This is a genomic window from Paraburkholderia caffeinilytica, assembly GCF_051027425.1.
GTDB lineage: Bacteria > Pseudomonadota > Gammaproteobacteria > Burkholderiales > Burkholderiaceae > Paraburkholderia > Paraburkholderia caffeinilytica_A.
The window spans coordinates 3019638-3044180 of record NZ_CP186552.1 but is presented as its reverse complement, the minus strand read 5'-3'; the positions used below and the strand labels follow the sequence as shown (position 1 = coordinate 3044180).

The window sequence follows — 24543 nt, the reverse complement described above, 5'->3', positions numbered from 1 at the left end:
CGTTCAGCCGATTTGCGCGACCACTGGCGCGTGATCCGACGGTTGCTCCCACTTGCGCGGCACCTTGTCCACGTCGCAGGACGAGCACGCTTCGGCAAGCTCGTTCGACAGCAGAATGTGGTCGATGCGCAGCCCTGCATTGCGGCGGAACGCCATCATCCGGTAGTCCCACCACGAGTAGATCTTCTCCGGCTGTTCAAACTTGCGGAACGCATCGACAAGACCGAGTTCGATCAGCCGCACGAATTCGGCACGCTCTTCGGGCGAGACCAGATTCTGGCCTTCCCATGCTTTCGGGTCGTGCACGTCGCGATCTTCCGGCGCGATGTTGTAGTCGCCGAGCAGTGCGAGCTTGGGATACAGCGCCATTTCGCTCGCGATCCAGTCGTGCAGTGCGGCGAGCCAGCGCAGCTTGTAGGCGAATTTGTCGGTGCCCGGCGCCTGGCCGTTCGGGAAGTACGCGGAGATGATGCGCTCGCCTTCGACAGTTGCGGCAATCACGCGTTGCTGCGGGTCTTCGAAGCCGGGGATATTGCGCACGATAGTGCTTTCGTCGACGTTCAGACCGTCGCGCACCAGGATGCCGACGCCGTTATAGGTCTTCTGGCCTGCGAACCAGCTTCGGTAACCTTTCTCTTCAAGTTCGGTGCGGGGGAATTTGTCATCGGTCAGTTTCAGTTCCTGCAGGCACAGTACATCTGTGCGGCTCGTTTCGAGCCAGTCGATGACGTGCTGCAGACGAACCTTGAGGGAGTTGACGTTCCAGGTGGCGATTTTCATCAGTTGTGCAAGTTGTTGATTTTCAATCAATATTTTACTTCATGTGGTCCGCGATATACGTATCGATATGCGATTCCACGTGTGGTGTTCCGTCACTCGGGATTCGCTCGCCAACCCGTCCCGCTTCGCAGCCTACATGATACGGCCTGTCACGCCAGCGGGCGCGTTTCTCCGGTGAAACCCCGGACGGGTGGGCAAATGGCACCCCGTGAATGATTCAGTAAAGTGGACGCGTGCCGACGCTATACGGTCGCCATGCCTATCAAGAAGCTCCCAATCCTGAAGTCTTTCCCAGTCCAAGGTATACGGACGGCAACCACGGTCAACGCAAAATATGATGACCATAATATTTCGTGTTACCATGGTTTCCATGAAGACGACAGCGACCGGGCGCAAAGCCCTTTCCCATGAGCGTATCGTTCAGGCGGCCGCGCACGCGGTGCGCCGCGACGGCTTCAATGGCGTCGGCGTGGCCGATGTGATGAAAAGCGCCGGGCTCACGCACGGCGGTTTCTACGCGCATTTCGAGTCGCGCGACGAGCTGCTGGCCGCGGCCGTCGAGCAGGCGGCCCGCGAGATCGGTGTACTGATCGACAAGCAGGTCGAGCAATTGCAGGCGCAGGGCATGAGCGCGTTTCGCGCCCATGTCGAGATCTATCTGTCCGAGGGCCATGCGCTCGATTGCGCGAACGGCTGCCCGGCCTCGGCACTGTGCGCCGAGGTGTCACGCCAGGCGCCGCCGGTGGTGGCGGCCTCGCGCGAGATGATCGGCGGGCTGCAGCGCGTGATTGCCGGGCGCTTGCCGCCTGGCTCGCCGGAAACGGCGGCCTGGGCCGTGACCAGCGCGCTGGTCGGCGCGGTGCAGCTCGCCCGCGCGCTCGGCGAGGGCGAGCAGGCGCGCGAAGTGCTGACTCAGACCAGGAACGAACTGCTGGCGCGTTACGACGTGCCGGCATCGTAAGCGCAGAACCGCGGACGGTTGCCTCGCGCGGCGGGGTGGGTCCGCGGTTTTGTTTGATCAAAAATATGATGGTTATCATATTTTCTCGCGCGAAGCGCAAAAGGAATCGACATGAAACTCGAAGGTGCAGTGGTACTGGTGACGGGCGCGAACCGCGGTCTTGGTCTGGAGTTCGCGCGTCAGGCGCTCGCGCGCGGCGCGGCGAAGGTCTATGCGGGCGCACGCGACCCGTCGAAGGTCACGCTGCCGGGCGTGATTCCGGTCAAGCTCGACGTGACCGACGCGGCCAATGTCGCGGCCGTGGCCGAGCAGTGCAAGGACGTCACGCTGGTGGTCAACAATGCGGGTATCGCGCGCCTGGGCGGTGTGGTCGAGGGAGATCCGGCAGCACAACTGCGTGAGCATCTCGAGACCAACGTGTTCGGCATGCTGAACGTGAGCCGCTCGTTTGCGGACACGCTTGGCGCGAACGGTGGCGGCGCGCTGATCAACGTGCTGTCGCTGGTGAGCTGGCTCAATGTGCCGATGCTCGGCACCTACAGCGTGAGCAAGGCCGCGGCCTGGTCGCTGACCAACGGCCTGCGTCACGAGTTGAAGAAGCAGGGCACGCAGGTGGTCGGCCTGCACGTGGGATTTATCGACACCGATCTGACGGCCGGTCTCGATGCGCCGAAGGTCACGACCGGGCAGGTGGTGAACCAGACCTACGCCGGGCTCGAGGCGGGAGCCGAGGAAGTGACCGCCGACGACGCTTCGGTCCACGTCAAGAGTGTGCTGTCGCAGGGCGTCTATCTGGCAGAAGTTGACGCCGCCTGATTCCACATTACACGCACGGTGCTGGAATAAGTCGGCGTGCTCCATCGTTTAGACATCAGGCAACCACGTCCGGAGCGGCAAGCTCCTACCGCCGCCTGGCCCGCGACGTGAATTTGCGCAAGCACACCGATGTGCTGGGTGACGCCGACGACACGACGTCGAAAACGTCGGGGATTAATGTGGCCATCGATCATGAACACACGGCTTCGTTTCGGGACACTGCTCGTGTGTCTCGGCTTCGCTGCGCCCGCGTTCGCGCAAACCTATGACGAGCAACCGGTGCCGGTCGACAGTACGGACAGCACGAATTGCCGCGCAGTTGTGGGGCAGGCGGAAATCGATGGAACGATGCAGCAGGTTGTCGGGCGTGCGTGTCTGCAAAGTGATGGAACCTGGCAGATTGTGCAAAGCCCGGATGGCAGCGTGCTGTGGTACCCCGTTGCGACCTATCCCTATCCCGACCCCTGGTGGTGGGGGCCGCCGATATTCATTGGCGCTGGCGTGAGCTTTATCTTTGTTGACCATTTCCATCGTTTCCATCACTTCGACCGCTTTCATCAGATGGATCACGTTCGCCTCGCACCCATCGGGGCGGGCTTTCATCGCGGCCCTTTCCCCGGCGGTGGTATGCGTAGTTTCGGCGGCGTGCGTAACTTCGGCGGCACGAGGGGTTTCGGTGGTATGCATGGGTTCGGCGGGATGCATCGGCGCTAGTCCAGTCTTGCCTAGGTGCGTCTATCGCAAATCAGCCTCTCGCAAATCGTTAGGCAAGCCGTTCACGGGCAGTAGGGCAGGCGCTCGCCGTCAGCGGGCAAAGACGGCTGCGCAAGCAAACGCGCGCAGGTGCTCTTTGATCCGAAGAAGAGTTCAATCGATGCGTCGAGGAATGCCACGCCCGATGCCGGCTATCCATCCAACGTAAGAGAGGTGTAGTGATGATTTCCGTTGTGCTGGATTCCATCATCACGTGTCCGGTATGCGGGCACAGGAAGGCCGAGACGATGCCTACCAACGCCTGTGTGTGGTTTTATGAATGTGAGGGTTGCAAGGCGGTGTTAAAGCCGAAATCCGGAGATTGTTGCGTGCACTGCTCATATGGCACCAACAGATGCCCGCCGATGCAGCGGTCAGGCTCCTGTTGCGTTGACTGATCCGTGACTGACCCTTGACTGACCCGGATGTGGCCTACGCTGCCGACGCTCAGTCGTGCGTCTCGCTCCCGGCGTATTCGGCATCCGTGTCTGTCCGGCAAAGAAGTGTGGGCGTTCACGCGGAGGACTGTGGCGATACGGTCTGTTGTGTGATCCCGGTTACTTGTGCGGACCACCCCCGTGCGATCCACTAGCTCCCGACGGCTGAAAGTCACTGCCGAAACCACTTGAGTTGTGCCCGCCGCCGTGGCCTTCGGTGCGCGCTTCGCCGTGGCCGCCGCCTGCCATGACACCGCCGTGATGAAAGTCACGATCGTGGTTGTGGCCGCCATGAAAATCGAAGTCACGGTCACGGTCATGGTCATGGTGGTGATGGTGAAAGTGGTCGATATCGACAAAACCGAGAAAACCTCCTTCGTACAGGGGATACCCATAGTCAAGACCGCAATAATATTCGGCGCCCGCAGGATTGGTCATCATGTACTCCTGATCACAGGAATTCATCGATGTGTCGTAAGGCGCCGCGGCACAGCCGCCCAGCACCGCGGCTGCAAACACCCCTGTCAAAGGGGGAAAAATCATGTGCTGCACGGTAAGACCTCATTTAATACGACGGAACGGCTCCGCTAAAGATTTAGACCGTGGCGCGGCATGCATATTCGGAGGGACTGCAGGGGGAATTCGCTACCGCGTGTGACAAGGCGAGATCGCCAAGCCCCTCAAGTCCCGCGCTTTTCCTCAGCCCTCGTGTGCGCAACGGCATATCTTTCGTGCGCTGCGCGCAGCATTCCGCTGGTGGATCGAATGACGTGCGACTGTCGAATGCTCGTCGAAGTCTGCCGCAGGTTCGGATATGTCGTATAAACGGTTTTCCGCCGTGGCATATTCCATTCTTCGTGCAAACATTGAGTTGGATCGTGTTCGCGAGCAGCGTGGTTTTTATCGTCTGCTCTGCGTAACTGGGATTGCAAACGAGGTCGGGTACGGCGAGCCAATTGCCCGTGCTCAAGCTTTAAGAAACCAGCGGCACGCACGGTGACCGCTTCGAAGGTATATGACCCACGACGAAGCCAGTAGTCGGGCAACGCGCCTCTGTCGCGCTGACGGGAGATCGCGGAGAAAGCAGCCAGATTGCTAATAGCACTCCTCATGCTCGCCTCGCTAGCTTTGGCGGGATGCCCGTAATGTCGAACTCGACTTCGGCGTGGCAGTCCGCGGTGTGGTGTGGTGTGGTGTGGTGTGGTGCGATGTCGTTTGCGGACTTTCCTGGCAAGAGCGGATTGAAAAAAGTAAAGTGTTGACATTTTGGATGTGGCAACCTAGACTGCATTTCATGGAATCCGATCACAACCCAACTACCGTTTCTCTTGCCGACTTCCGGGCAAACACGTTGACCGGCGTGGTTCAGCACGAGATTGAACGAATGATCCTGAGCGGTGAGCTCAAGCCGGGACAGCGACTGAACGAGAAGGCTGTCGCGGACAAGCTTGCCGTGAGTCGCGGCCCAGTTCGGGAAGCATGCCGGGCGCTGGCCGAACTCGGGCTCGTCTACCTGATCCCGCAACGTGGCGTATTCATCCAGCGGGTAACGCGCGACGACGCCATTGAAGTTTACGATTTACGTGCGGGGCTTACCGCGTTGGCCGCATCGCTTCTCGCGCCAATCCTGACGAAGGAAATGGCGAATCAACTCGACGCGTATGTCGACGAGATGCAGGAAGCCGCGGAGAAAGGTGACTTCTCGCGTTTCGACCCGCTGAATCTGGAATTCCACGACTACATCGTGCGTTCAACGGGCAATTCGCGGCTGACCAAGCTCTATCGCGGCTTCGTCAAGGAGTTTCATCTGTTCCGCGTGCATGGGCTGGTTCAGCGCGGCGCGTTGCTGCGGTCGAACGAAGAACATCGCGAGATCGTCAATGCCCTGAAGTCGGGAAATACGAGCCTTAGTTACGATACGAGTTTCAGTCACGTGTCGAAGGGCAAGGAGCGCATGCTCACGGCGCTGGACGGGATGGCGAAGGCAGGTGCGGATGATCAGGAAGCCAGCAACAGGATCGCCTGACGACGAAGTGGGGCGGCGCAAAGCGCTGGCGATTCTCTCTATGTAGCCTGCAAATTAACGAGTGCTCAACCAACGGTTGAGCATGGTTTAATTGATTTGCACTACTTATGAATAAGAGATGTGAAGAAAGGTTTTTGTCCGCTGTGCTCAGGTTTTAACGTCAACCTACGGCAATTTTTCCTATGCTTGAATTATCTCTGGCTTGCCAAATTACCGATCGAACCCGCGCTCTACTCGACGGAAGGGTCGTTATCGAAGGTTGCAAGATCAATTTTGTGAGCGGTCCCGCCGAAGAGCTTTTTCAGCGCGCGTTTCGTCACGCCGAATTCGACATCTCGGAGTTGTCGCTCGGCACGCATTTGCTGACCACGGCGCGCGATGAGAGCCGCTATATCGGCGTGCCGGTGTTTCTATCCAGATCGTTCCGTCATTCCGCGATCTACGTGCGCACTGATCGTGGTATCGACTCTCCGCAAGCGCTGAAGGGCTGCCGCATCGGTGTGCCTGATTTCCAGCAGACTGCGGGAATCTGGGTGCGCGGCATGCTTGGCGATGAATACGGTGTCGGTAGTCGCGACGTGCGCTGGGTTGTCGGTGGACTCGAGCAGGTAGGGCGCGAGGCCCGGGTGCCTTACAGCCTGCCGGACGATATTCGCATCGAGCCGATCGGCGCGGACCAGACGCTATCGGGAATGCTGGATGCCGGCGACATTGACGCCGTAATCGCACCGAAGCCGCCTTCCTGCTTCGGTCGCAACGAACACGTACAGCGTCTCTTTCCCGATTTCAGGGAGGACGAGGAAGCATGGTTTAGCAAAACAGGTCTCTTTCCACCCATGCACCTGCTCGGCATCCGCCGTGCGCTTGTTGAGCAGCACCCGTGGCTGCCGGTCAACGTATATGCGGCGTTCAGGAAGTCACGGGACCTGGCGTTGGCTCAACTCGCCGTCACCGACACGTTGCGCGTCATGCATCCGTGGATCACGTCCGAATTCGAGCGCGTGAAATCGGTGATGGGTAACGACTATTGGCGCTACGGCGTGAAGGAGAACCGCCTCGATCTCGACACGTTGCAGCGTTACGCACGAAACGACGGCCTGATTCCGGAGGCGGTGCCGATGGAGCGGCTTTTTGCCATCAGTACGTTCGACGGATTCAATTTCTAGACCACCAAAAAGCACCAAAAAAATACAGGAGACGATGTGATGAGAAGGAGGCTTGGAAAAGTTAGCGTCATGTGGGGAGTCTGCGCCGCGCTGATTTCCACATATGCCGTACACGCCCACGCGGCCGACGCGTGGCAACCGCATAGACCGATTGAGATTGTCGTGCCGAGTGCGCCAGGCGGCGGACTCGATCTCGTGGCCCGCACGCTTCAGAGCGTCATCCAGCAGGAAAAGCTGTCGAGCAAACCGGTCACGGTAATGAACCGGCCGGGTGGCGGCGGCACGGTCAGCATCGCATACATCAATTCACACGAAGGCGACGGCCATTACGTCACCGTCCAGGCGCTGCCTTTGATCACGAACCGCATCACCGGACTCAGCACTGTGGGCATCGACGACGTCACGCCGCTGGCCGTGTTAGTCACGGAGCAGGTAGTGTTCTCCGCGCCCGGCAATTCGCCGATCAGATCGGGCGCCGATCTGATCCAGATGCTAAAGAAAGATCCCTCTTCCGTCACGATGGGTGTGTCGAGTTCGCCGGGCGGTCAGAGCCACGATGCAGCGGCGCTTGTCGTCAAAAGCGTGGGGCAGGATCCGAAGAAGATGAAAGTAGTGTTCTTCGACTCGGGAGGCGAGGCAATGACTGCGCTGATGGGCGGGCACGTCACCATCTCCGCGACACCGGCCGGCGTCGTGCTCGGACCGAGCCAGGCGGGCCGCGTGCGCCTGATCGCGATTTCCGGCGGCAAACGCGAAGAGGGTGAGCTTGCGAATGTGCCGACCTGGAAGGAGCAGGGCGCCAATGTCGACTTCACGACGTGGCGGGTGCTCGTCGGTCCGAAGAACATGTCGCCCGCGGAGATCGCCTGGTGGGACAACGTACTGCAGAAAGCGGCTGCGTCGCCGCTATGGGCGGTAGCCGTCAAGCGCAATCTATGGACTGCAGATTATCAGAACAGCACGCAGACCCGTGCTTTCCTTCAAGGCGAACGCGATCGCCTGAGCCCATTGCTTACCGATCTCGGTCTCGCCAAATAACGCACTTTTCTTTAACCCGTAGCACCTACCGACATGGAGAACCATATGTCACGCATCGTTCACCTCGCAGTCAAAGTCGATGACCTCGAGGCGGCTACTCGTTTCTACACGGAAGTGTTCGGCTTTACAGAAGTGAAGACCGGGCGCAATCGCGAGCACATCTCGCGCCACATGACCGATGGCCACATCGACTTCACATTGATGAAATACGACAGCGAAGATTCACATGAGGCGCAGCTGGCCGGTTCCGGTCCGCGCCTGCATCACTGGGGCGTCACGGTCGACGACCAGGAAGCCGCTGCTGAGCGGATCAAGCAATACGGCGGCGAGATCCTGTCCGTGAAGGGCGAGGGCGCCCTCAAGTTCCGCGCGCCGGACGGCACGATTGCCGAAGTCGTGAAGCCAGGCCGCTACAACGAAAAATGATGCGCCGGATATAAGGCGCGCGTGGTACTGGCGGTACGCAGCAGAGGAAACGTAATTCGCGCCGGTTTCTGCGCGACCTCGCTAGCTATACGACCCGGCCGCGGCCGCCTTTCCGGCGGCCGCCCCGGGATCGAACTGGAGGAGACATGAAAAGCATCAAGGGCGACGTGTGGCTCGCATTCTGCGTGATCGCGCTGGCCACCGTCTATCTATACATGGACATGCGATTACCGGAAGTCAGACTGAGCGACCCGCTCGGCCCGAAAGCGTTTCCGGCGCTCGTCGGCGTGGGGCTGATCGCGTCGGCACTGGTGTTGCTGCTTGAAGGACGTACCAGGAACCGCTTGCAGGCGCCTGTCGATACGCCTGCAAAACCGGCTACAGGACCGGTCGCCGAAGTGCCTCGTGCAGATGGGGTGCACGAATCGAAGAGTCATCCGCTCATCCTGATTGCGATGGTCGCATGGACGGCGCTCTACTACCTGGCTTTTGAGCGAGCGGGATATCTGCTTGCCACTTCGATCTTCCTGTTCGGCCTGCTCATCTATTTCAACCGCAGCCGCCTCAAGACGAATCTCGCGATCGCGCTGGGTGTCACGGTGTTTTTCGATCTGCTGTTCTCCCAGCTTCTCGGTGTTCCGATGCCGACGGGCTTCCTCCCCTTCTGAGGCGCTCGCATCATGGACAGTCTGCACGGCATTCTGCACGGACTCGCGGTCGCCGCGACGCCCATGCATCTTCTCTACACGCTCATCGGCGTGTTCATCGGCACGATGATCAGCCATCTGCCGGGCATCGGCCCCTCGGCCGGCATCGCGCTGCTGATTCCAGTTACCTTCGGCATGGATCCGACCTCCGCGCTGATGATGCTCACAGGCATCTACTACGGTTGCATGTATGGCGGCGCGGTCACGGCCATTCTGTTAAACACGCCCGGCGACGCAGCGGCGGTGATGACCGTGCTCGACGGCTATCCGCTCGCGAGAAAGGGCCGTGCGGCCGCGACGCTGGCGATTGCGGCGGTCAGCTCGTTCATCGCGGGAATGATGGGGGTGACCGCGCTTTCGTTCGTTGCCGCGCCGCTCGCGGCTGTCGCGTTGCATTTCGGCCCTGCAGAATATTTCGCGTTAATCTGTTTTGCACTCTCGACGGTCGGCGCGCTGACCGGCGATTCACTAGCCAAAGGCATGATGGCCGTGTTTATGGGCCTCGGCCTCGCGACGGTCGGCATCGATCTGCAAAGCGGCGTACCGCGCTTTACGCTCGGTTTGACACAGTTGCAGGACCGCGTGAACTTCCTGGTCGTGGTGGTGGGTCTCTTTGCGATCTCGGAGGTAAGCCGCATGGTGGAAGGTACGCTTGGCGGCACGATGCATACCGTGCGGGTAGAGGGCAAACTGTGGTTCACCCGCCATGAGTGGCGCCGCGCTCGTCCGGCGATCTTCCGCGGCTCGATTGTCGGTTTCATCTGCGGTGCGGCGCCCGGCCTCGGGGGCACGCTTGCGGCGATGCTTTCGTACGTGCTGGAGAAGAAAATCTCGAAGCATCCGGAGGAATTCGGTCACGGCGCAATCGAAGGCGTCGCGGCGCCGGAAGCGGCGACCAATGCGGATACGTGCGGGGCGTTCGTGCACTTGCTGGCGCTTGGCGTTCCCGGCTCCGGCGCGACCGCCGTGATCATGGGTGCGTTCATCATGTACGGCATCCAGCCCGGACCGATGCTGTTCCATACACAGCCGGATCTCGTGTGGGGGCTGATCGCGAGCATGTATATCGGCAATATCATGCTGCTGGTGCTCAATCTGCCGCTCGTCGGAATTTTGTCGCGCATTCTGTACGTGCCTCCCGGCGTGCTTCTATGTGTGATTCTCGTGATCGCGTCGGCGGGGGTTTACTCGTTCAATACTGACGTGTTCGATCTGTTCCTCGCGCTCTTTTTCGGCATCGTCGGTTATGCGTTCCGCAAATTCGATATTCCGAAGGCACCGTTGCTGTTCGGCCTGATCCTGGGTCATACGCTCGAACAGTCGTTCCGTCAGGCGCTGACGATTTCGGGGGGCGATCCGAGCACGTTCGTACGCAGCCCCATCGCGGCCGGCCTGCTTGGCTGCGCGGCAATCAGCGTGATCGCATCGATCTGGAGCCGCCGTAAGCGGTCGACAAAGCTGCTGCACGAAGCGGAGGAGCAGATCGCGGAGCATCAACTCGCCAACGAGCGGCATTGAACGGGCAGCCAGGCGCGCTGTGCACCCGGCGAGCGTCCCGATCTCGGACAACAAAGGTAGACCGACATGCAAACGGTGGTGAGGCGTGATATAGCCGATGTCTCGTTGCTGCAGATCCTGCTGCTGTTTGCGCGTGTCGGCCTGACAAGTTTCGGCGGCGGTCTGTCCGCCTGGATCTATCGCGAGGTCGTCACACGGCGCGGCTGGCTGAAAGAGGAAGAGTTTCTCGGCGCGCTCACACTCGGGCAGATCCTGCCCGGTTCCAACGTGGTCAATTTGTCGATCTACGTGGGCTACCGGATGAAAGGCGCAATCGGCAGCGTGGTGGCGGTCACCTCGCTGCTCGTGCCGCCGATGGTTGTAATCGTGCTGCTCGCGACGGTATTCCACGAGTTTGCCCAGCTTGCATGGCTACACCGATTTCTTGAAGGTGTCGCGGCCGCTGCGGTCGGTATGACCGCGTCGGTGGGTTTTCGCACGGCGCGTGTGCTGCTTGCGGACCAGCGCTGGCCGCTGCTGCTGATCCTGGCCGTGTTCCTCGCGGTCGGTATCTTGCGCTGGCCGCTCGTTCCAGTTGCGATAGTCGCTGGCGCAGTCGGTTTGGTCATTGCTTCGAGGGATGGTTAGCATGCGCGACAACCTGTATCTGCAACTGATTGCCGTGTTTGCGCCGCTTTCGCTGCTGTCGCTTGGCGGCGGCCAGAGTATCGTCGCCGACATCAATCAGCAGGCCGTAACGATTCACGGTTGGGTAACGCAGGCCGAGTTCGTCGATCTGTTTGCCATATCGAGGGCCGCGCCCGGGCCTGGCGCGCTGCTGACTACGCTGATCGGCTGGAAGGTATCTGGCTGGCTTGGCGCAGTCGTCGCTTCGCTGGCGCTCTTCGTCCCGTCGTCGGTACTTGCGTATGGCGCGACGCTTGCGTGGACGCGGCACAATCAGCACCCGTGGCACCGGACGGCCGAGCGCGGACTTGCACCTGTCGCAACCGGGCTGATTCTGGCGAGCGCTTTCTCGGTGCTGCGTTCGTCGTCCGCAACGTGGATGGTTTGGGGCCTCGCAGCCATGGCGCTGGTGGTGTTCGTGGCGCGGCCCAGGTTGAATCCGCTCGTCGTGCTCCTTGCGGCTGGGTTCGTGCACGCCGGTTTCGGCGCTATGTTTTGAGCGGGGGATGTCCATGGAACTCTACGGCAGACGTAGTTCGATTAACGTCCAGAAAGTGCTCTGGTGCCTTGCCGAACTCGGTTTGATTGAAGGACACGACTTTCAACGCATTGACGCCGGTCTGCAGTTCGGTGTGGTGAACACGCCCGAGTTCCTTGCGCTGAATCCGAACGGCCTGGTGCCTACGCTCGTTGATGGTGATGTTGTGTTGTGGGAATCGAACACGATCGTGCGCTATCTCGCGTCACTACGAGGGGAGGGTGCATTGTTGCCGGTCAATCCGGCGGCGCGTGCTGAAGTCGAGCGCTGGATGGACTGGCAACTGGGAACGCTGTGGGCGACGTTGCGGGTCGCGTTTCTGGGTCTCACGCGAGTGCCGGAAGCGGAGCGCAATTACGACGCGATCAGGATATCGCATCGGGAAACCGCTCGTTTGCTTCGAATTGCAGATGACGCGCTGTGCAATCGGCAGTTTCTTGCGCAGCGGCGTTTTACGGTCGCGGATATAGGTGTCGCGCTGGCTGCGGTGCGCTGGTTCGATTTGGCGGAGCAGTTTGCCGATGTTTTCGAGGTCTACGCTGAACTGCCGTTCTTGAAGGACTGGCTAGGAAGAGTGACCGATCGTCCAGCATATCGCACAGCCATGGGGCGATGACAATGGACTGACGCGGTTCTGAAGCGGTACGACGTGCAGTTTGGGGTGGCGGGAGAGATGAGCTCGAAACGGCCAAGTTGTAGGAAAGTAAAGTGTTGACATTACGCATTCGACAACCTAGACTGATTTCATGGACCTCGATTAAAAGTCGGTTCACGTTTTCGCCTCTGGACGCCGGGCACCTGTTTTCCTGACGAGCGAAAGGGCCAGCGCCACCTGAGACGTATGTCGACGCAATGCACGAAGACGCAGAAAAAGACAACGCCTCGCACTTCGATCCGTCGAGCCTCGAGGTCTGCGATGGCCTCATGCGTTCGGCAGGTAACTCGCGGTTAAGCAATATGATCAAAGAGTTTTGCCTGCAGGCTCGCGTGCAGAGAGGCGCACGCACAGCCGATAGCTACGCGGGGCACTGACGATAGATCAGCAACGCCGGTTCATCGGGAAAGTAGAAAGGTCTAACCAATAAAAATAGGCATCCTAATCATAAGAGGATTCTGGATTCTAACGATCCGGTGTAGTCGATAACGCTACTTAAGATGGAAAACAATCAGGAGACATCATGCATCGTATTTCGAAGCTTGCGGTTCTTGCAGTCGTGGGAGTGGTTGCGCTGACAAATGTTTCCTGGGCTAACGCCCAATCGCACTACAAGCTCGTCAAGACGATAGATCTGCCAGGAAATGGGGGGCATGGCGATTGGGTGACTTTCGATCCCCAGACCCATACCGCCTGGATTGTGCAGTCGCCCGACCACAACGTCGTGGTCATCGATGCGGACAAGCTTGCCATCAAGGCGGTGATCGGAGGCATCGAGGATGGCAACGGCATCGCCGTCGGCGAAAAGTATGCGTTCGTTGCCGACGCTACCGCCAATAAACTGGTGGTCATCGACAAGAACTCCATGAAGCAGATTGCGAGCGTCGACACCGGAGGGAAAAAATCCGATGGCGTGACGATAGACACGCAAAGTGGCAATGTTTTTGTTGCAAACGACGAGAGCAACACCGAAACGGTATTCGAGGGCGAGGCGCCGTTCAAGCGTATAGGCAACATTGCGTTGCGTCCTCAACCCGCCAAGGATGGTCCGGACGTCAACCTCTACGTACCGGGCTTAGACCGTATCTACCAGCCGGTGGACAATGTTGTTGACGTGATTGATCCTAACTCCAATCAGGTCGTAGCGGTATGGGATTTCAATCTCAAGAAAGCGGCCAAGCCCATGGTATATGACAGCCAGGCTCGACATCTGATTATCGGCAGTCGCGATAAGAAGATACTGATCGTCGACCCTGACGGTACGCTAATCTCCAGCATTCCTTTCGAGGGCGGCGATATCGATGAAATCTCTGTAGACGTGGCGGCCCGCAAGGTCTTCGTTGGCGACAAGGTGGGAAGCGCAGAGGTGGTCGACCTCGACACGAAACAGGTGATCGATCATCTGAAAACCGAAAAGAACTCGCACACATTGTCTGTCGATCCGGCCACTCACCGCATTTTTGTTTACCTCGATACCAGTAACAAGGTTGGCGTGTTCGAACCCGTTTGACTGGAATTATTCGTTGAGCGGCAGTGACCGTTCAATCAGGCAGGGCAACAACGTGGATGTTATGAGTTGATAGCAATGAATCGTTGTTTGGACCTTTCTTTTACGTAATTAGTATAACTATATAATATGGAGATTGTAAATGAAGAAGTCGGTCATTTATGGCGTTGCCGTGGGGACGCTGGTCGTTGCGTCTTCTGCCCGAGCGCAAAGCAGCATCACGCTTTACGGCGAACTCGATAACGCGATTGCTTACTACAACAATACCGGGCATGCCTCTCTCGTCGAGATGCAGGGTGCCGATCTGACGGCGAACCAGTGGGGCTTGAAGGGCACGGAGGATCTGGGCAATCGTTTTCAGGCAATTTTCAACCTCGAAAACGGATTTAACATTAATACGGGTAAGTTAAGTCAGGGCGGCCGCCTGTTCGGGAAAAATGCATGGGTTGGAATCAATAGCGATGTTTTCGGGAAGGTCACGATTGGTCGTCAGTTGGATACCACTGTCGATCTGGTTCAACCGCTGACCGCCGACGGGTACGGACCCGCGTTCACCACGCCAGGCGACGCCGACAACAACGATAATACGTTTCGCCTGCAAAACGCCATCAAGTACACAAGTCCGACTTATGCCGGCCTGCAGTTTGAGTTGATGTACGGCTTGGGCGGCGTAGCCGGGAATGCATCATCACAGGAATCTTCATCAGCTGCGATCGCGTACGCCAACGGTGCTTTCAGCGCGGCGGCAGGATATGTATTTGCGAAGAACGACGGTGCCGGTGGTGTCGGTACGGCGGACCAGACTCAGAACAGTTCGGTTACGCCGTTATATGGCGACGACCCGTTTGTGGGTTCGCGCCTGATAACGCACGTCGCCGTCCAGTATGTCTGGAAGAAACTGACTGCTAACGTGCGCTATAGCAATGCGCAGTGGAAACCCTACGCGAGCTTTGCTGCTTTTAACCAGAAAGAAACCTTCAATACGGGTGCGGTCTCTCTCGATTACCAGATGACGCCTGCAGTTGCGTTAAACATCGGATACACCTACACCAAGTCAAGCGGCGGTTCATCGGCAACCTACAATAACGTGGCCGCGGGAATGGAGTACAGCCTATCAAAGCGCACTACGCTTTACGCAATCGGTGGCTACTCACACGCTCACGGAACCACCTTTAGTGAAGATGGCGATCACATTGTCGCGGCGGGTGGGACGGTGGGAGACCTGGAATCAAGCTCGGGTACACCCAATCAGGTTGCGCTTATATTTGGGTTGACAACCAAGTTCTGAGGATTGTATCGAAGGAAAGCGCACCACCTGTGTGATTAGTATTCCTTGTCATATGATCGCTAATCCAATGGTTTCACTTCCTGCATAAATAACCCGATGATCCGGGAGGCTGGATCGATTTCGTCAATTTCTGCGATGCGCATCGGGATGCGACGGCCGGAGCTAACACGGCGGCGCGGAGTCGGAGAGGCATTGCGCAGTACGACGGGACACTGGACGAACCGGCGCGGCGCCTCGTCGTGCCATGGATCATTAATCGTCAGCGTGACAGCCTCGAACTGTTGATCGAGTTTGGCGAGACGTTCCCGCATGCGCTCACGCATGTCGCGCGCAACGACTATATAACTCCTTTGTAAAAAGACGAGCGCATAAAGCCCGGCCGAGACCGGGCACGTGCGCGAGTGTTGAGTCCATACCTGCCAGGGAAATCCCGCAAAGAAAACCCGTCCCGGTGTAAGCCGAGGGAAGGATTCGCTCTCCTAGAATTGCCCATCGACCCAGACAGGCGGGCATTCCGCCACGCCGGACAATAACGGAGACTATCGATGACCCCTGGCTTTCGCACGCTGCGCCATATTGCCCTTGCTTCCAGCCTGCTGTTCGGTATTGCGTCGCAGCACGCGATAGCTGCCGACAGCGGAAAGATCACGATCATGGTCGGCGGCATTACGAAGCTGATCTATTTGCCGGCGCGTTTGACCGAACAGCTTGGCTATTTCAAGGATGAAGGGCTCGACGTCGAACTTCTGTCGCAACCGGCCGGCGTTGATGCTGAAAACGAGCTGCTGGCGGGTGCCGTTCAGGCTGTCGTCGGTTTCTACGACCATACGATCGATCTGCAAACCAAAGGCAAGGACGTCAAGGCGATCGTCGTGTTCGGGCAAGTGCCGGGCGAGGTCGAAATGGTGTCGACCAAAGCGGCCGAAACGGTCAAATCGATGGCGGACGTGAAGGGCAAAACGCTCGGCGTGACCGGCCTCGGTTCTTCAACCAGCTTCCTCACGCAATACCTCGCTGGACAGCACGGCATCCAGTCGACCGAATACACCATGCTGCCGGTGGGCGCCGACGCCAGCTTCATCGCGGCGATCAAGCAAGGCCGCATCGATGCCGGCATGACGACGGAGCCGACGGCGTCCGCGTTGCAGAAATCCGGCGACGCGAAGGTGCTCGTCGACATGCGTTCAGTCGAAGGCACGAAAGCAGCGCTGGGCGGCACTTACCCCGCATCGAGCCTCTATGTCCAGGCAGCCTGGGCCGATTCTCACAAGGCCGACGCAGCAAAGCTCGCGCATGCGTTCGTTCGCACGATGCAATTCATCCATACGCATAGCGCGGAAGAAATTGCAGCGAAGATGCCCGACGACTACCAGAAGGACAAGGCGCTTTACGTGAGCGCGTTGAAAGCGTCACTGCCGATGTTCACGAAGGACGGCAAGATGCCTGCCGACGGTCCGGAGACGGTACTGAAGGTGCTGTCGGCGTTCAATCCGTCGGTCAAAGGCAAGCACATCGAGCTGGCGAAAACCTACACCAACGAGTTCACTGGTTCGAAATAAGCCGGCGCTTGCCGGTCGCTGCCGTCGGTCTGTTGCAGCGTGATTTCGTTGTGCTGCTGGCGCCGCCTTCGCGGTGCCGGCCATTTCCATGGATGTTCCCGATGAACCAGGCTGTTCTCCAAGACGCCCCGGTGATCGAGTTCTGCTCGGTCTCATGCCGTTTCATTTCTCCGGATGGCAAAGCGACGATCGCGTTGCGCGATTTCAGCATGTCGGTCGCCAAAGGCGAATTCGTCGCGGTGGTCGGCCCGACCGGCTGCGGCAAATCCACGACGCTCAGCATGATCACCGGGCTGCTGAAGCCGACTACCGGCGAAGTGCGCGTGATGGGCGCGCCGGTGAACGGCATCGACCCGCGCATCGGCTTCGTGTTTCAGGCCGACGCAGTGTTTCCGTGGCGTTCGGTGCTCGATAACGTCGCAGCGGGGCCGCTCTATCGCGGCCACGCCAAGTCCGCCGCATACGACGAGGCCAACGAATGGCTGCGCCGCGTGGGCCTCGACAAGTTCGGCAAGCACTACCCGCATCAACTGTCCGGCGGCATGAGAAAGCGCGTGGCGCTTGCACAGACCTTCATCAACAAGCCGGAAATCCTGCTGATGGACGAGCCCTTCTCGGCGCTCGACATGCAGACCCGCACGCTGATGCAGGACGAACTGTTGCAGCTGTGGTCGGCGAATTCGGGGTCGGTGGTGTTCGTTACGCATGACCTGGAAGAAGCGATTGCGCTGGCCGATCGCGTGTTCGTGCTGACCGCGCGCCCCGCGACGCTGAAGAAGGTCTATGAGATCGGGCTGCCGCGGCCGCGTGTCACGTCGGAGATTCGCTACGACCCGCGCTTCATCGAGATTTCGCGCGATATCTGGCATGACCTGCGCGAAGAAGTGCAGATCACCTGACATAACGTGACACTGGAAAAACACTGATGGCAACTTCTGACTACGCATCGCAGGCGGGCTTCGATAGCGCGTCGCTGGCCAATGTTGAAAAGATCGCGCAGCGACGACTGCGCCAGCGGCATGCGCTGATCATCGGCCTGCGGATATTGGTGCTGGTGATCGTGCTCGGCGGATGGGAAATGGGTGGGCGGTTTAAATGGATTGATCCGTTCTTCTTCTCGATGCCATCCGCAATTTTCGCGCAGATCGTCGACTGGTTTATCAACGGCACTTCGCAAGGTCCGCTGCTGCAGCAGGTCTGGGTCACGCTCGAGGAGACCTTCCTTGGCTTCCTGATCGGCTCGGTCGGCGGCATCGTATGCGGCGTGGTGCTCGGCCGCAACAAACTGTTGTCCGACGTGTTCAGCCTCTACATCCAGATCGCGAATTCGATCCCGCGCGTGGTGTTGGGCTCGGTGTTCGTGATCGCGCTTGGTCTCGGCATGGCATCGAAGGTAGCGCTGGCGGTTGTGATGGTGTTCTTCGTGGTATTCGGCAACGCGTTCCAGGGCGTGCGTGAAGCCGACCGCTACATGATTGCGAATGCGCAGATCCTGGGTGCCTCAAAGCGGCAGTTGACTACGTCGGTGGTGATTCCATCGGCACTGTCGTGGATTCTCGCCAGCCTCCACGTGAGCTTCGGCTTCGCACTGGTTGGCGCAGTCGTTGGTGAGTTCCTCGGCTCGAAGCAGGGGATCGGCCTGCTGATCTCGACGGCGCAAGGCGCATTCAACGCGAGCGGCGTGTTCGCGGCGATGATCGTGCTAGCAGTGGTGGCGCTTACGGCGGACTATCTGCTCACCGCACTGGAAAAGCGTCTGCTGAAGTGGAGACCTGCGGCCTTCTGATCTAACGGGCACCTTGCCGGAACGGGTGCTCCGGTATCGAGCGGTGACGTACTGGCCTCGCCATCGCAGTCTGCCTGTGCGCGTTGCACGGCGTCGGCTACATGTTGCGCAGCAACGCTACTGCGTAGCGCTCGCCGATTTCGCGATGTATATCAGTAAATTCACTTAGTTGTGCAGGCGATACGGGAAAGCTGGGTGAAGGATTGAGAAAACTAGGATTGCGCTCATTGGCCGATTGAGGCAGTTGTCCGGATTTTTGGACCGCAGTCACAGCGGACGGCGAGAACGAAAATTTTAACGTAGTAATCTGAGGAGACGATCTTGAAGAAAAAGTATCTGGCTTTGGCCGCTACGGCAGGCGCTTTTGCAGCAACCGGCGCACACGCCCAATCGAGTGTGCAGCTTTATGGCCTGATGGATCTGAGCGTGCCGACCTATCAGTCGCACGCGAATGCGAACGGTGATCATGTGATCGGCATGGGTATCGGCGGCGAACCGTGGTTCAGCGGCAGCCGCTGGGGCCTGAAGGGCGCCGAAGATATCGGTGCTGGTTCGAAGATCATCTTCCGGCTCGAAAGCGAATACCGTGTGAGCGATGGCCAGATGGAAGATCCGGGCCAGATTTTTGACCGTGATGCATGGGTCGGTATCGAAAACGACACGTTCGGCAAGATCACGGCAGGTTTCCAGAACACGATCGCGCGTGACGCATCGGCGATTTACGGCGACCCGTACGGCTCCGCGCGCCTGACGACGGAAGAGGGCGGCTGGACCAATTCGAACAACTTCAAGCAGATGATTTTCTACGCGGCCAGCGCGACCGGCACACGTTATAACAATGGCGTGGCATGGAAAAAACTGTTCAGTAACGGCATTTTCGCTAGCGCGGGCTACGCATTCGGCAACTCGACGAGTTTCGGCTCGAACGCCAACTACCAGGCAGCGCTTGGGTACAACGGCGGTCCGTTCAACGTATCGGCCTTCTATAACCACGCGAATCGCGTTGGCTTTACGAACCAGTCATTCTCAGTGGGTGGCAACTACACGTTCGGTATCTTGCGCGCCAATGCGGGTTACTTCCGTTACCTGGGCGATCAGGGCTCCCTCGGTCAGCGTCAGGACAACGCGTGGACCGTGTCGCTCAAACTGTCGCCGAAGGGTGCGTTCGATTACGAACTCGGTTATCAGCAGATGCGTACGAAGAACGCCGCTTACAACAGTGACGGCGATATTCCGAACGCGAACATCGGTGCTTTCGATCCGACAACAGGTCTCCATAGTGGCTTCAAGGAAACGCTGTACTGGTCGGCGTTCTATCACCTGTCCAAGCGCACCGAAGTGTATCTGGCGGGCGACTACATGAGGCTGCATGGCGGCTACACCGTCGGCACCACGTTTGGTGCGACCAACCAGCTTGAACTGACCACAGGCGTGCGCACTCGCTTCTGATCCGGGGATCGGATTCGCGCTGATCCCGCTGATCCATTCATCGATGTGCTCCTACTGGCGGCGGCGGACTTGTCCGCTCGCCGCTTTTTTTTCTTGCCCAGCAGGTCGAGGAAGACAGCCATGTTCAGAAATATCACTATCCGGACCGCTCTGACTATCACGATCGCCGGCTATACGGCCGCGTTGATGCTTGTGATCGCAACCTCGATTGCGGGTCTGGCAACGACCAACACGGCACTCGACAGGATGTACAGCGACGAGACGGCCGCGCTGCGGCACCTTTCCGCCAGCAGCGAAGCGCTTCTGCAGGTGCGGGTCGATCTCGGTGCGTACGAGACGCTGGTCGCGCAGGGAAAGCCGACCGATGCGGTGCTCGCGCGCGTGCATGCCGAGCAGACGGCCAGCGATCGCGAGCTGGCGGCCTATGCTGCGCAGCTGCCTTCGAGCGAGGTTGAAAGGAAGCTGACCGATACCCTGCGCGTGAAGCGCGAACTATTGATGAAACAGGCGCTTGCCCCGGAAATCGCGGCGCTCGACCAGAACGATTTCATGTCGTTCCGGACCACGCAGCGGCAGGCGCCCGACACACTGTTTAGCGACTACCGACGTGCCGTGCAGGCGCTGGAGGATTTTCAGGCAGAGCAGCAAAGATCGCGTTTCGTGTCGGCGCAACAGCATTTCTACATGCTGCTCTGGCTGTTCGGCGCAATCGGGTCCTCAGCGGTCGTGCTGGGCCTGGTCGCACGCTTCATGCTGACGGCGTCGATCGTGCGGCCCATTAATCAGGCGATTTGTCATTTTGAGCGCATTGCGGCTGGAGATCTGACAAGCACGATCGATACACTGCGCGCCAACGAAATGGGCCGGTTAATGACTGCGCTTGCCAGGATGCAGGCAGCGCTCGCCAGTGCCGTGAACCAGGTGCGGCAGGGAGCGGCGGCGATCACGCACGGCGTGCGCGAGATTGCGAGCGGCAATGCCGACCTGTCGGCCCGCACCGAACAGCAGGCGGCGTCTTTGGAGGAAACGGCATCGAGCATGGAGGAGCTGACGGCAACGGTCCGGCAAAATGCCGATAACGCGCGGCAGGCCAGTGCGCTCGCGCAGAACGCGTCGGCGATCGCAGTACGCGGCGGCGACGTCGTCGGCCAGGTTGTCGACGTGATCGCGGACATGTCATCGAGCTCAAAGAGGATCGTGGATATCATTGGTGCGATCGAGGGCATCGCGTTCCAGACCAACATACTTGCTTTGAATGCAGCCGTCGAAGCCGCACGGGCCGGCGAGGAAGGACGCGGATTCGCAGTGGTCGCGGGCGAGGTCCGTGCACTCGCGCAGCGTTCGGCTGCGGCGGCGAAGGAAATCCGCGAGCTGATCGGCGCTTCCGTTGCGAAGGTGCGGAACGGCACCGAGCTCGCCGCGCGTGCCGGCTCGACGATGGCTGAAATCGTCCACGCCGCGCGCAGTGTCACCGGCGTTGTCAGCGAAATCAGCGAGGCGTCGGAGGAGCAGTCGCGCGGCATCGACCAGATCAACCGCGCGGTCTCGCAGATGGATAACGCGACTCAGCAGAACGCCGCGCTGGTCGAAGAAGCCGCGGCGGCGGCTGCGTCGCTCGACGAGCAGGCGCGTGCGCTCGACGCCGCCGTGGCGGTGTTCCGGCTGCACGGGGCGGCCGCCGGGCACGTGAACGAGCATCTGGATGAGCACCTGAATGAGCACGGCGCGCTCCCCGAGCCATCGGCTGCATACGCCTGACGAAAACGCACGGCAGCGTCGAATCGTTCCTGATCAAGGGGATCACGCATCACGGCCAGACTTTTCGTCCGGGCAACCGGGGCAGGCTCGGCGCACCTGAGGCTGCGCGTCATTCGCGCGCAACCAATGCCTGCTTGCGGCTGTCGAAATCATTAGCCTGGCTTTGCGAAAAGGAGGTGTGCAATGGACAAGCTGGCAATCCTCTGCTGGCTTTGCACGGCGTTGTGCCTCGGCATTCTGACCAGTGTCGCGGGATGCGACGCGCTAAGCGGGCCGCCCGCCCTCGAATGGCCCGGTCCGCACGCGCCGTATCCGTTTCCGGACGATGTCCCGCATCGCACCTCGTAATTGCAGCGAACGCCGGATAGCGCGAAGCGGTCAGCCTCAGCCTGCGCTCGCGCAGGTGACGGTCGGCGCCGTGTAGGGCGACGGATAGTCGGACGCCGGGCCGCTCAGGATGCGCAGGCGCTGAGTCGCGAGGACGTCAGCTTGCGTTTGCTCGCGGCGGGTGAGAGCCGCGGGGGCGTCACCGTTCGGCAGTGGTTCGTTGACGCCGCATTGCAGTGTCCTGCCGCCGGCAAGCTGCACCGTCGTCTGATAGGCGTAATCAGGTTGCGCAGCCATGCTGCCGGTCGCCCAGAAAGCGGCGACGCCAAGCAGCGCACCGGCGACGTGTCGAATCTTCATGATGTACTCCTTAAATCGTGTTCCCTCCATTTGACAGCGGCGGACGCTTTTGAGATATGGCGTATCCTGAAACTCTCTCTTTCTGGAAATGCGCTTTGTCGTGGGGAGCTGGTGATCTACAAGGGGGTAGTCGAAGAGCGCGCCATTCCGGGGGCTGCGCCATCGACCGGTTTTTGGGGAGCCGGCAGGTTTCCGTGCTGCCCCGGTACGACGCGGCTCGATTGAGATGAATCGATGTGGGCCTGAAATGCCGGCACAGTGCCGATATGAAGCCGTAAACGGACAAAGGGTTACAGGCGTATGGCCTGTAACCCTTCGATTTTCCTGGTAGCCGCTGCGGGATTCGAACCTGTGGCCGTTGGATTGGAAGGCCGGCTTTATCTAGCCCGTCTGGCGACCCGAAATCGGATTGTCAGGATCGGGTGAATTCCGATAGTTGCGCATCTTATCGCGCGCGACGGGCGACCGTGAAAATTGCCCCGGCGGCCGTGAAAAAATAAAAGCCCGATCCCATCATGCCGCAGCGTATAGTGGGATCACATTTACGCGCATCGGGGATGCACCATGGCCCAACTTTATCCAGTCCTTTATAAGGACTTCGAAGTGCATCCGCTGGTGTTTTCGCGGGAGTTCGACAAGTTCGACGGTCACAAGCGTCATGCCGAAGGCTACGACGTTGCGGTACGCGTCTGCCGGCCGGGTGCGATCGGCGGCTCGAAGGCAAGCCGGGTGTTTCGTCTCGTGCTGCCGGTCACGTTCTCCGATTTCGGCGTCGCGAAACGCAGCGCGAGTCAGTACGGCGCGGACATTATCGACGGCAAAGTGGAAGGTGCGACTGTCGAAGATCTTTGAGTGACATGTTCACGTGTCGCATGCGCGTGGACACGCGCGGCGTGCCTCGTCTGAAACTATTTCACCCGATTGTTTGACGTCTTGCTGACAGCCCGCTATAATCTTTTTCTCTGACGCGGGGTGGAGCAGTCTGGCAGCTCGTCGGGCTCATAACCCGAAGGTCGTAGGTTCAAATCCTACCCCCGCAACCAAGTATTGTTGAAAGCCCGCTAGCGCAAGCTACGCGGGCTTTTTAACTTCTGACGTCCCTCTGCAGATCTCGTGCGTGCATACCTCATACGTACATGAGGCGCGCTTGCATTCAGTCCGAATCGATCGCCCATTCCACCGCCGCTTGCGCATGCAACGCGGTCGTGTCGAACACGGGTAAGACGGAATCTTCCGGCTTGATCAGCAAGGTGATTTCCGTGCAGCCGAGAATCACCGCCTGCGCACCACGCGCAGCAAGTCCTTCGATCACTCGCTGATACACCGCACGCGAGGCATCGTTCACGTTGCCGTGGCACAGCTCGTCGTAGATGATGCGATGCACATCCGCGCGTTCGGTTTCATCGGGAATCAGTGTCTCGAGGTCGTAGCGCTCGCGTAAGCGTCCCGTGTAGAACGTCTGCTCCATCGTATAGCGTGTGCCCAGCAAGCCCACCCGCTCGATTCCCGCGGCGCGCAGCGCGGCGCCGGTCGGATCGGCGATGTGCAGGAAGGGCACGCCGATCGCCTGTTCGATCGATTCATACACGCGATGCATCGTGTTGGTTGCCAGTATCACCAGGTCGGCGCCCCCTCGTTCGAGTTGGCGGGCGGCATCGGCCAGTTGTTCGCCGAGCGCGGCCCAGTCGCCGGCACGCTGGCTGGCCTCGATCGGCGCGAAGTCGACCGTCAGCATCAGGCTGCGAGCGTTGTGATGGCCGCCGAGGCGCACCTTGGCATGGCGGTTCAGGAGCTTGTAGTACTCGGTGGACGATTCCCAGCTCATGCCGCCGATCACGCCGATGGTTTTCATGGTCTTGCTCCGGTGGTGGGACGATGCAGGCACCGTTGTGCGCCGAAAGAGGATGCTAACGTCAACGCCGGACGCCGGACGCCGGACGCCGGACGCCGGACGCCGGACGCCGAACGCCGAACGTTCGACAAGCCGAGTATAGGCGCGTGTGTTTGTCCGTAGCCGGTACG

26 protein-coding genes, 1 tRNA gene and 1 pseudogene are annotated in these 24543 nt (G+C 59.6%); 24 read left to right on the top strand and 4 right to left on the bottom strand.

Annotation, left to right across the window (positions count from 1 at the left end):
* Positions 1-3: 3 nt before the first annotated feature.
* Complete coding sequence (gene xth, locus ACOSV0_RS13370; protein ID WP_434106631.1) at positions 4-780, bottom strand: exodeoxyribonuclease III; 777 nt, start codon at positions 778-780, stop codon at positions 4-6.
* A gap of 370 nt (positions 781-1150) precedes the next feature.
* Here xth and ACOSV0_RS13365 point away from each other — a divergent pair, with 370 nt between their 5' ends.
* The 4 genes from ACOSV0_RS13365 to ACOSV0_RS13350 all read left to right on the top strand — a co-directional run bounded on the left by ACOSV0_RS13365 (position 1151) and on the right by ACOSV0_RS13350 (position 3708).
* The gene (locus ACOSV0_RS13365) at positions 1151-1741 is read left to right on the top strand and encodes a TetR/AcrR family transcriptional regulator (RefSeq protein WP_434106630.1); all 591 of its coding nucleotides are present in this window, start codon (positions 1151-1153) and stop codon (positions 1739-1741) included.
* Between the two features lie 111 nt (positions 1742-1852).
* Complete coding sequence (locus tag ACOSV0_RS13360; protein WP_434106628.1) at positions 1853-2557, top strand: SDR family oxidoreductase; 705 nt, start codon at positions 1853-1855, stop codon at positions 2555-2557.
* Positions 2558-2749: 192 nt separating this feature from the next.
* The gene (locus ACOSV0_RS13355; RefSeq protein ID WP_434106627.1) at positions 2750-3271 is read left to right on the top strand and encodes a hypothetical protein; all 522 of its coding nucleotides are present in this window, start codon (positions 2750-2752) and stop codon (positions 3269-3271) included.
* A gap of 221 nt (positions 3272-3492) precedes the next feature.
* Positions 3493-3708 (top strand): GDCCVxC domain-containing (seleno)protein, encoded by a 216-nt coding sequence (locus tag ACOSV0_RS13350; protein WP_434110271.1) that lies wholly within the window; start codon positions 3493-3495, stop codon positions 3706-3708.
* Positions 3709-3867: 159 nt separating this feature from the next.
* On the opposite strand, the gene ACOSV0_RS13345 is transcribed toward ACOSV0_RS13350, so the two are convergent.
* Positions 3868-4299, bottom strand: coding sequence for a hypothetical protein (locus ACOSV0_RS13345; protein ID WP_434106626.1), 432 nt, complete (start codon positions 4297-4299; stop codon positions 3868-3870).
* A gap of 742 nt (positions 4300-5041) precedes the next feature.
* On the opposite strand from ACOSV0_RS13345, the gene ACOSV0_RS13340 reads away from it, so the two are divergent.
* The 18 genes and pseudogenes from ACOSV0_RS13340 (at position 5042) to ACOSV0_RS13255 (ending at position 22182) form a co-directional block, all read left to right on the top strand.
* Complete coding sequence (locus ACOSV0_RS13340; RefSeq protein ID WP_434106625.1) at positions 5042-5773, top strand: GntR family transcriptional regulator; 732 nt, start codon at positions 5042-5044, stop codon at positions 5771-5773.
* Between the two features lie 275 nt (positions 5774-6048).
* A complete protein-coding gene (locus ACOSV0_RS13335) occupies positions 6049-6939 on the top strand; it encodes an ABC transporter substrate-binding protein (RefSeq protein ID WP_434106624.1) in 891 nt (296 codons plus the stop codon).
* Between the two features lie 69 nt (positions 6940-7008).
* Positions 7009-7977 carry a tripartite tricarboxylate transporter substrate binding protein gene (locus ACOSV0_RS13330; protein ID WP_434106623.1) on the top strand — a complete coding sequence of 323 codons (969 nt, stop codon included), beginning with the start codon at positions 7009-7011 and terminating at the stop codon, positions 7975-7977.
* A 45-nt stretch (positions 7978-8022) separates the two neighbouring features.
* The gene (locus ACOSV0_RS13325) at positions 8023-8403 is read left to right on the top strand and encodes a VOC family protein (protein WP_434106621.1); all 381 of its coding nucleotides are present in this window, start codon (positions 8023-8025) and stop codon (positions 8401-8403) included.
* 146 nt (positions 8404-8549) lie between these two features.
* Positions 8550-9071: a tripartite tricarboxylate transporter TctB family protein gene (locus ACOSV0_RS13320; protein ID WP_434106619.1), complete on the top strand. Its 522-nt coding sequence runs from the start codon at positions 8550-8552 to the stop codon at positions 9069-9071.
* A gap of 12 nt (positions 9072-9083) precedes the next feature.
* Positions 9084-10628, top strand: a complete 1545-nt coding sequence (locus ACOSV0_RS13315) for a tripartite tricarboxylate transporter permease (RefSeq protein ID WP_434106618.1) — start codon at positions 9084-9086, stop codon at positions 10626-10628.
* Between the two features lie 66 nt (positions 10629-10694).
* Positions 10695-11255 carry a chromate transporter gene (locus tag ACOSV0_RS13310; protein WP_434106617.1) on the top strand — a complete coding sequence of 187 codons (561 nt, stop codon included), beginning with the start codon at positions 10695-10697 and terminating at the stop codon, positions 11253-11255.
* Between the two features lies 1 nt (position 11256).
* A complete protein-coding gene (locus ACOSV0_RS13305; RefSeq protein WP_434106616.1) occupies positions 11257-11793 on the top strand; it encodes a chromate transporter in 537 nt (178 codons plus the stop codon).
* A 7-nt stretch (positions 11794-11800) separates the two neighbouring features.
* Positions 11801-12448 carry a glutathione S-transferase family protein gene (locus ACOSV0_RS13300; RefSeq protein ID WP_434106615.1) on the top strand — a complete coding sequence of 216 codons (648 nt, stop codon included), beginning with the start codon at positions 11801-11803 and terminating at the stop codon, positions 12446-12448.
* Between the two features lie 562 nt (positions 12449-13010).
* Positions 13011-13997: a YncE family protein gene (locus tag ACOSV0_RS13295; RefSeq protein WP_434106614.1), complete on the top strand. Its 987-nt coding sequence runs from the start codon at positions 13011-13013 to the stop codon at positions 13995-13997.
* Positions 13998-14136: 139 nt separating this feature from the next.
* Positions 14137-15282: a porin gene (locus ACOSV0_RS13290; protein WP_434106613.1), complete on the top strand. Its 1146-nt coding sequence runs from the start codon at positions 14137-14139 to the stop codon at positions 15280-15282.
* Positions 15283-15377: 95 nt separating this feature from the next.
* Positions 15378-15623: pseudogene (locus ACOSV0_RS13285) on the top strand (protein mobD); the annotation flags it as partial.
* 204 nt (positions 15624-15827) lie between these two features.
* Positions 15828-16841: an ABC transporter substrate-binding protein gene (locus tag ACOSV0_RS13280; protein WP_434106612.1), complete on the top strand. Its 1014-nt coding sequence runs from the start codon at positions 15828-15830 to the stop codon at positions 16839-16841.
* A 101-nt stretch (positions 16842-16942) separates the two neighbouring features.
* A complete protein-coding gene (locus ACOSV0_RS13275) occupies positions 16943-17740 on the top strand; it encodes an ABC transporter ATP-binding protein (RefSeq protein ID WP_434106611.1) in 798 nt (265 codons plus the stop codon).
* A gap of 26 nt (positions 17741-17766) precedes the next feature.
* Entirely contained in the window at positions 17767-18627 is an 861-nt protein-coding gene (locus tag ACOSV0_RS13270; RefSeq protein ID WP_434106610.1) for an ABC transporter permease, read from the top strand.
* Between the two features lie 321 nt (positions 18628-18948).
* Positions 18949-20076: a porin gene (locus ACOSV0_RS13265; RefSeq protein WP_434106609.1), complete on the top strand. Its 1128-nt coding sequence runs from the start codon at positions 18949-18951 to the stop codon at positions 20074-20076.
* Positions 20077-20196: 120 nt separating this feature from the next.
* Positions 20197-21834: a methyl-accepting chemotaxis protein gene (locus tag ACOSV0_RS13260; RefSeq protein ID WP_434106608.1), complete on the top strand. Its 1638-nt coding sequence runs from the start codon at positions 20197-20199 to the stop codon at positions 21832-21834.
* A gap of 183 nt (positions 21835-22017) precedes the next feature.
* On the top strand, positions 22018-22182 hold the full coding sequence (locus ACOSV0_RS13255; protein WP_434106607.1) for a hypothetical protein: 165 nt from the start codon (positions 22018-22020) through the stop codon (positions 22180-22182).
* A gap of 36 nt (positions 22183-22218) precedes the next feature.
* Here ACOSV0_RS13255 and ACOSV0_RS13250 read toward each other — a convergent pair whose 3' ends face one another.
* Entirely contained in the window at positions 22219-22521 is a 303-nt protein-coding gene (locus ACOSV0_RS13250) for a hypothetical protein (RefSeq protein WP_434106606.1), read from the bottom strand.
* Positions 22522-23085: 564 nt separating this feature from the next.
* On the opposite strand from ACOSV0_RS13250, the gene ACOSV0_RS13245 reads away from it, so the two are divergent.
* Both ACOSV0_RS13245 and ACOSV0_RS13240 read left to right on the top strand, forming a co-directional pair.
* The gene (locus ACOSV0_RS13245) at positions 23086-23373 is read left to right on the top strand and encodes a hypothetical protein (protein ID WP_434106605.1); all 288 of its coding nucleotides are present in this window, start codon (positions 23086-23088) and stop codon (positions 23371-23373) included.
* A 114-nt stretch (positions 23374-23487) separates the two neighbouring features.
* Positions 23488-23564 (top strand) — tRNA-Met (locus ACOSV0_RS13240).
* 110 nt (positions 23565-23674) lie between these two features.
* Here the strand turns inward: ACOSV0_RS13240 and ACOSV0_RS13235 are convergent.
* Entirely contained in the window at positions 23675-24373 is a 699-nt protein-coding gene (locus ACOSV0_RS13235) for an aspartate/glutamate racemase family protein (RefSeq protein ID WP_434106604.1), read from the bottom strand.
* Between the last annotated feature and the right edge of the window lie 170 nt (positions 24374-24543).

What these genes read in the sequence shown, in the direction of transcription:
- xth (WP_434106631.1), bottom strand. Translation starts at nt 780, where the DNA reads ATGAAAATCGCCACCTGGAACGTCAACTCCCTCAAGGTTCGTCTGCAG.
- ACOSV0_RS13365 (WP_434106630.1), top strand. Translation starts at nt 1,151, where the DNA reads ATGAAGACGACAGCGACCGGGCGCAAAGCCCTTTCCCATGAGCGTATC.
- ACOSV0_RS13360 (WP_434106628.1), top strand. Translation starts at nt 1,853, where the DNA reads ATGAAACTCGAAGGTGCAGTGGTACTGGTGACGGGCGCGAACCGCGGT.
- ACOSV0_RS13355 (WP_434106627.1), top strand. Translation starts at nt 2,750, where the DNA reads ATGAACACACGGCTTCGTTTCGGGACACTGCTCGTGTGTCTCGGCTTC.
- ACOSV0_RS13350 (WP_434110271.1), top strand. Translation starts at nt 3,493, where the DNA reads ATGATTTCCGTTGTGCTGGATTCCATCATCACGTGTCCGGTATGCGGG.
- ACOSV0_RS13340 (WP_434106625.1), top strand. Translation starts at nt 5,042, where the DNA reads ATGGAATCCGATCACAACCCAACTACCGTTTCTCTTGCCGACTTCCGG.
- ACOSV0_RS13330 (WP_434106623.1), top strand. Translation starts at nt 7,009, where the DNA reads ATGTGGGGAGTCTGCGCCGCGCTGATTTCCACATATGCCGTACACGCC.
- ACOSV0_RS13325 (WP_434106621.1), top strand. Translation starts at nt 8,023, where the DNA reads ATGTCACGCATCGTTCACCTCGCAGTCAAAGTCGATGACCTCGAGGCG.
- ACOSV0_RS13320 (WP_434106619.1), top strand. Translation starts at nt 8,550, where the DNA reads ATGAAAAGCATCAAGGGCGACGTGTGGCTCGCATTCTGCGTGATCGCG.
- ACOSV0_RS13315 (WP_434106618.1), top strand. Translation starts at nt 9,084, where the DNA reads ATGGACAGTCTGCACGGCATTCTGCACGGACTCGCGGTCGCCGCGACG.
- ACOSV0_RS13310 (WP_434106617.1), top strand. Translation starts at nt 10,695, where the DNA reads ATGCAAACGGTGGTGAGGCGTGATATAGCCGATGTCTCGTTGCTGCAG.
- ACOSV0_RS13305 (WP_434106616.1), top strand. Translation starts at nt 11,257, where the DNA reads ATGCGCGACAACCTGTATCTGCAACTGATTGCCGTGTTTGCGCCGCTT.
- ACOSV0_RS13300 (WP_434106615.1), top strand. Translation starts at nt 11,801, where the DNA reads ATGTCCATGGAACTCTACGGCAGACGTAGTTCGATTAACGTCCAGAAA.
- ACOSV0_RS13295 (WP_434106614.1), top strand. Translation starts at nt 13,011, where the DNA reads ATGCATCGTATTTCGAAGCTTGCGGTTCTTGCAGTCGTGGGAGTGGTT.
- ACOSV0_RS13290 (WP_434106613.1), top strand. Translation starts at nt 14,137, where the DNA reads ATGAAGAAGTCGGTCATTTATGGCGTTGCCGTGGGGACGCTGGTCGTT.
- ACOSV0_RS13280 (WP_434106612.1), top strand. Translation starts at nt 15,828, where the DNA reads ATGACCCCTGGCTTTCGCACGCTGCGCCATATTGCCCTTGCTTCCAGC.
- ACOSV0_RS13275 (WP_434106611.1), top strand. Translation starts at nt 16,943, where the DNA reads ATGAACCAGGCTGTTCTCCAAGACGCCCCGGTGATCGAGTTCTGCTCG.
- ACOSV0_RS13270 (WP_434106610.1), top strand. Translation starts at nt 17,767, where the DNA reads ATGGCAACTTCTGACTACGCATCGCAGGCGGGCTTCGATAGCGCGTCG.
- ACOSV0_RS13260 (WP_434106608.1), top strand. Translation starts at nt 20,197, where the DNA reads ATGTTCAGAAATATCACTATCCGGACCGCTCTGACTATCACGATCGCC.
- ACOSV0_RS13255 (WP_434106607.1), top strand. Translation starts at nt 22,018, where the DNA reads ATGGACAAGCTGGCAATCCTCTGCTGGCTTTGCACGGCGTTGTGCCTC.
- ACOSV0_RS13250 (WP_434106606.1), bottom strand. Translation starts at nt 22,521, where the DNA reads ATGAAGATTCGACACGTCGCCGGTGCGCTGCTTGGCGTCGCCGCTTTC.
- ACOSV0_RS13245 (WP_434106605.1), top strand. Translation starts at nt 23,086, where the DNA reads ATGGCCCAACTTTATCCAGTCCTTTATAAGGACTTCGAAGTGCATCCG.
- ACOSV0_RS13235 (WP_434106604.1), bottom strand. Translation starts at nt 24,373, where the DNA reads ATGAAAACCATCGGCGTGATCGGCGGCATGAGCTGGGAATCGTCCACC.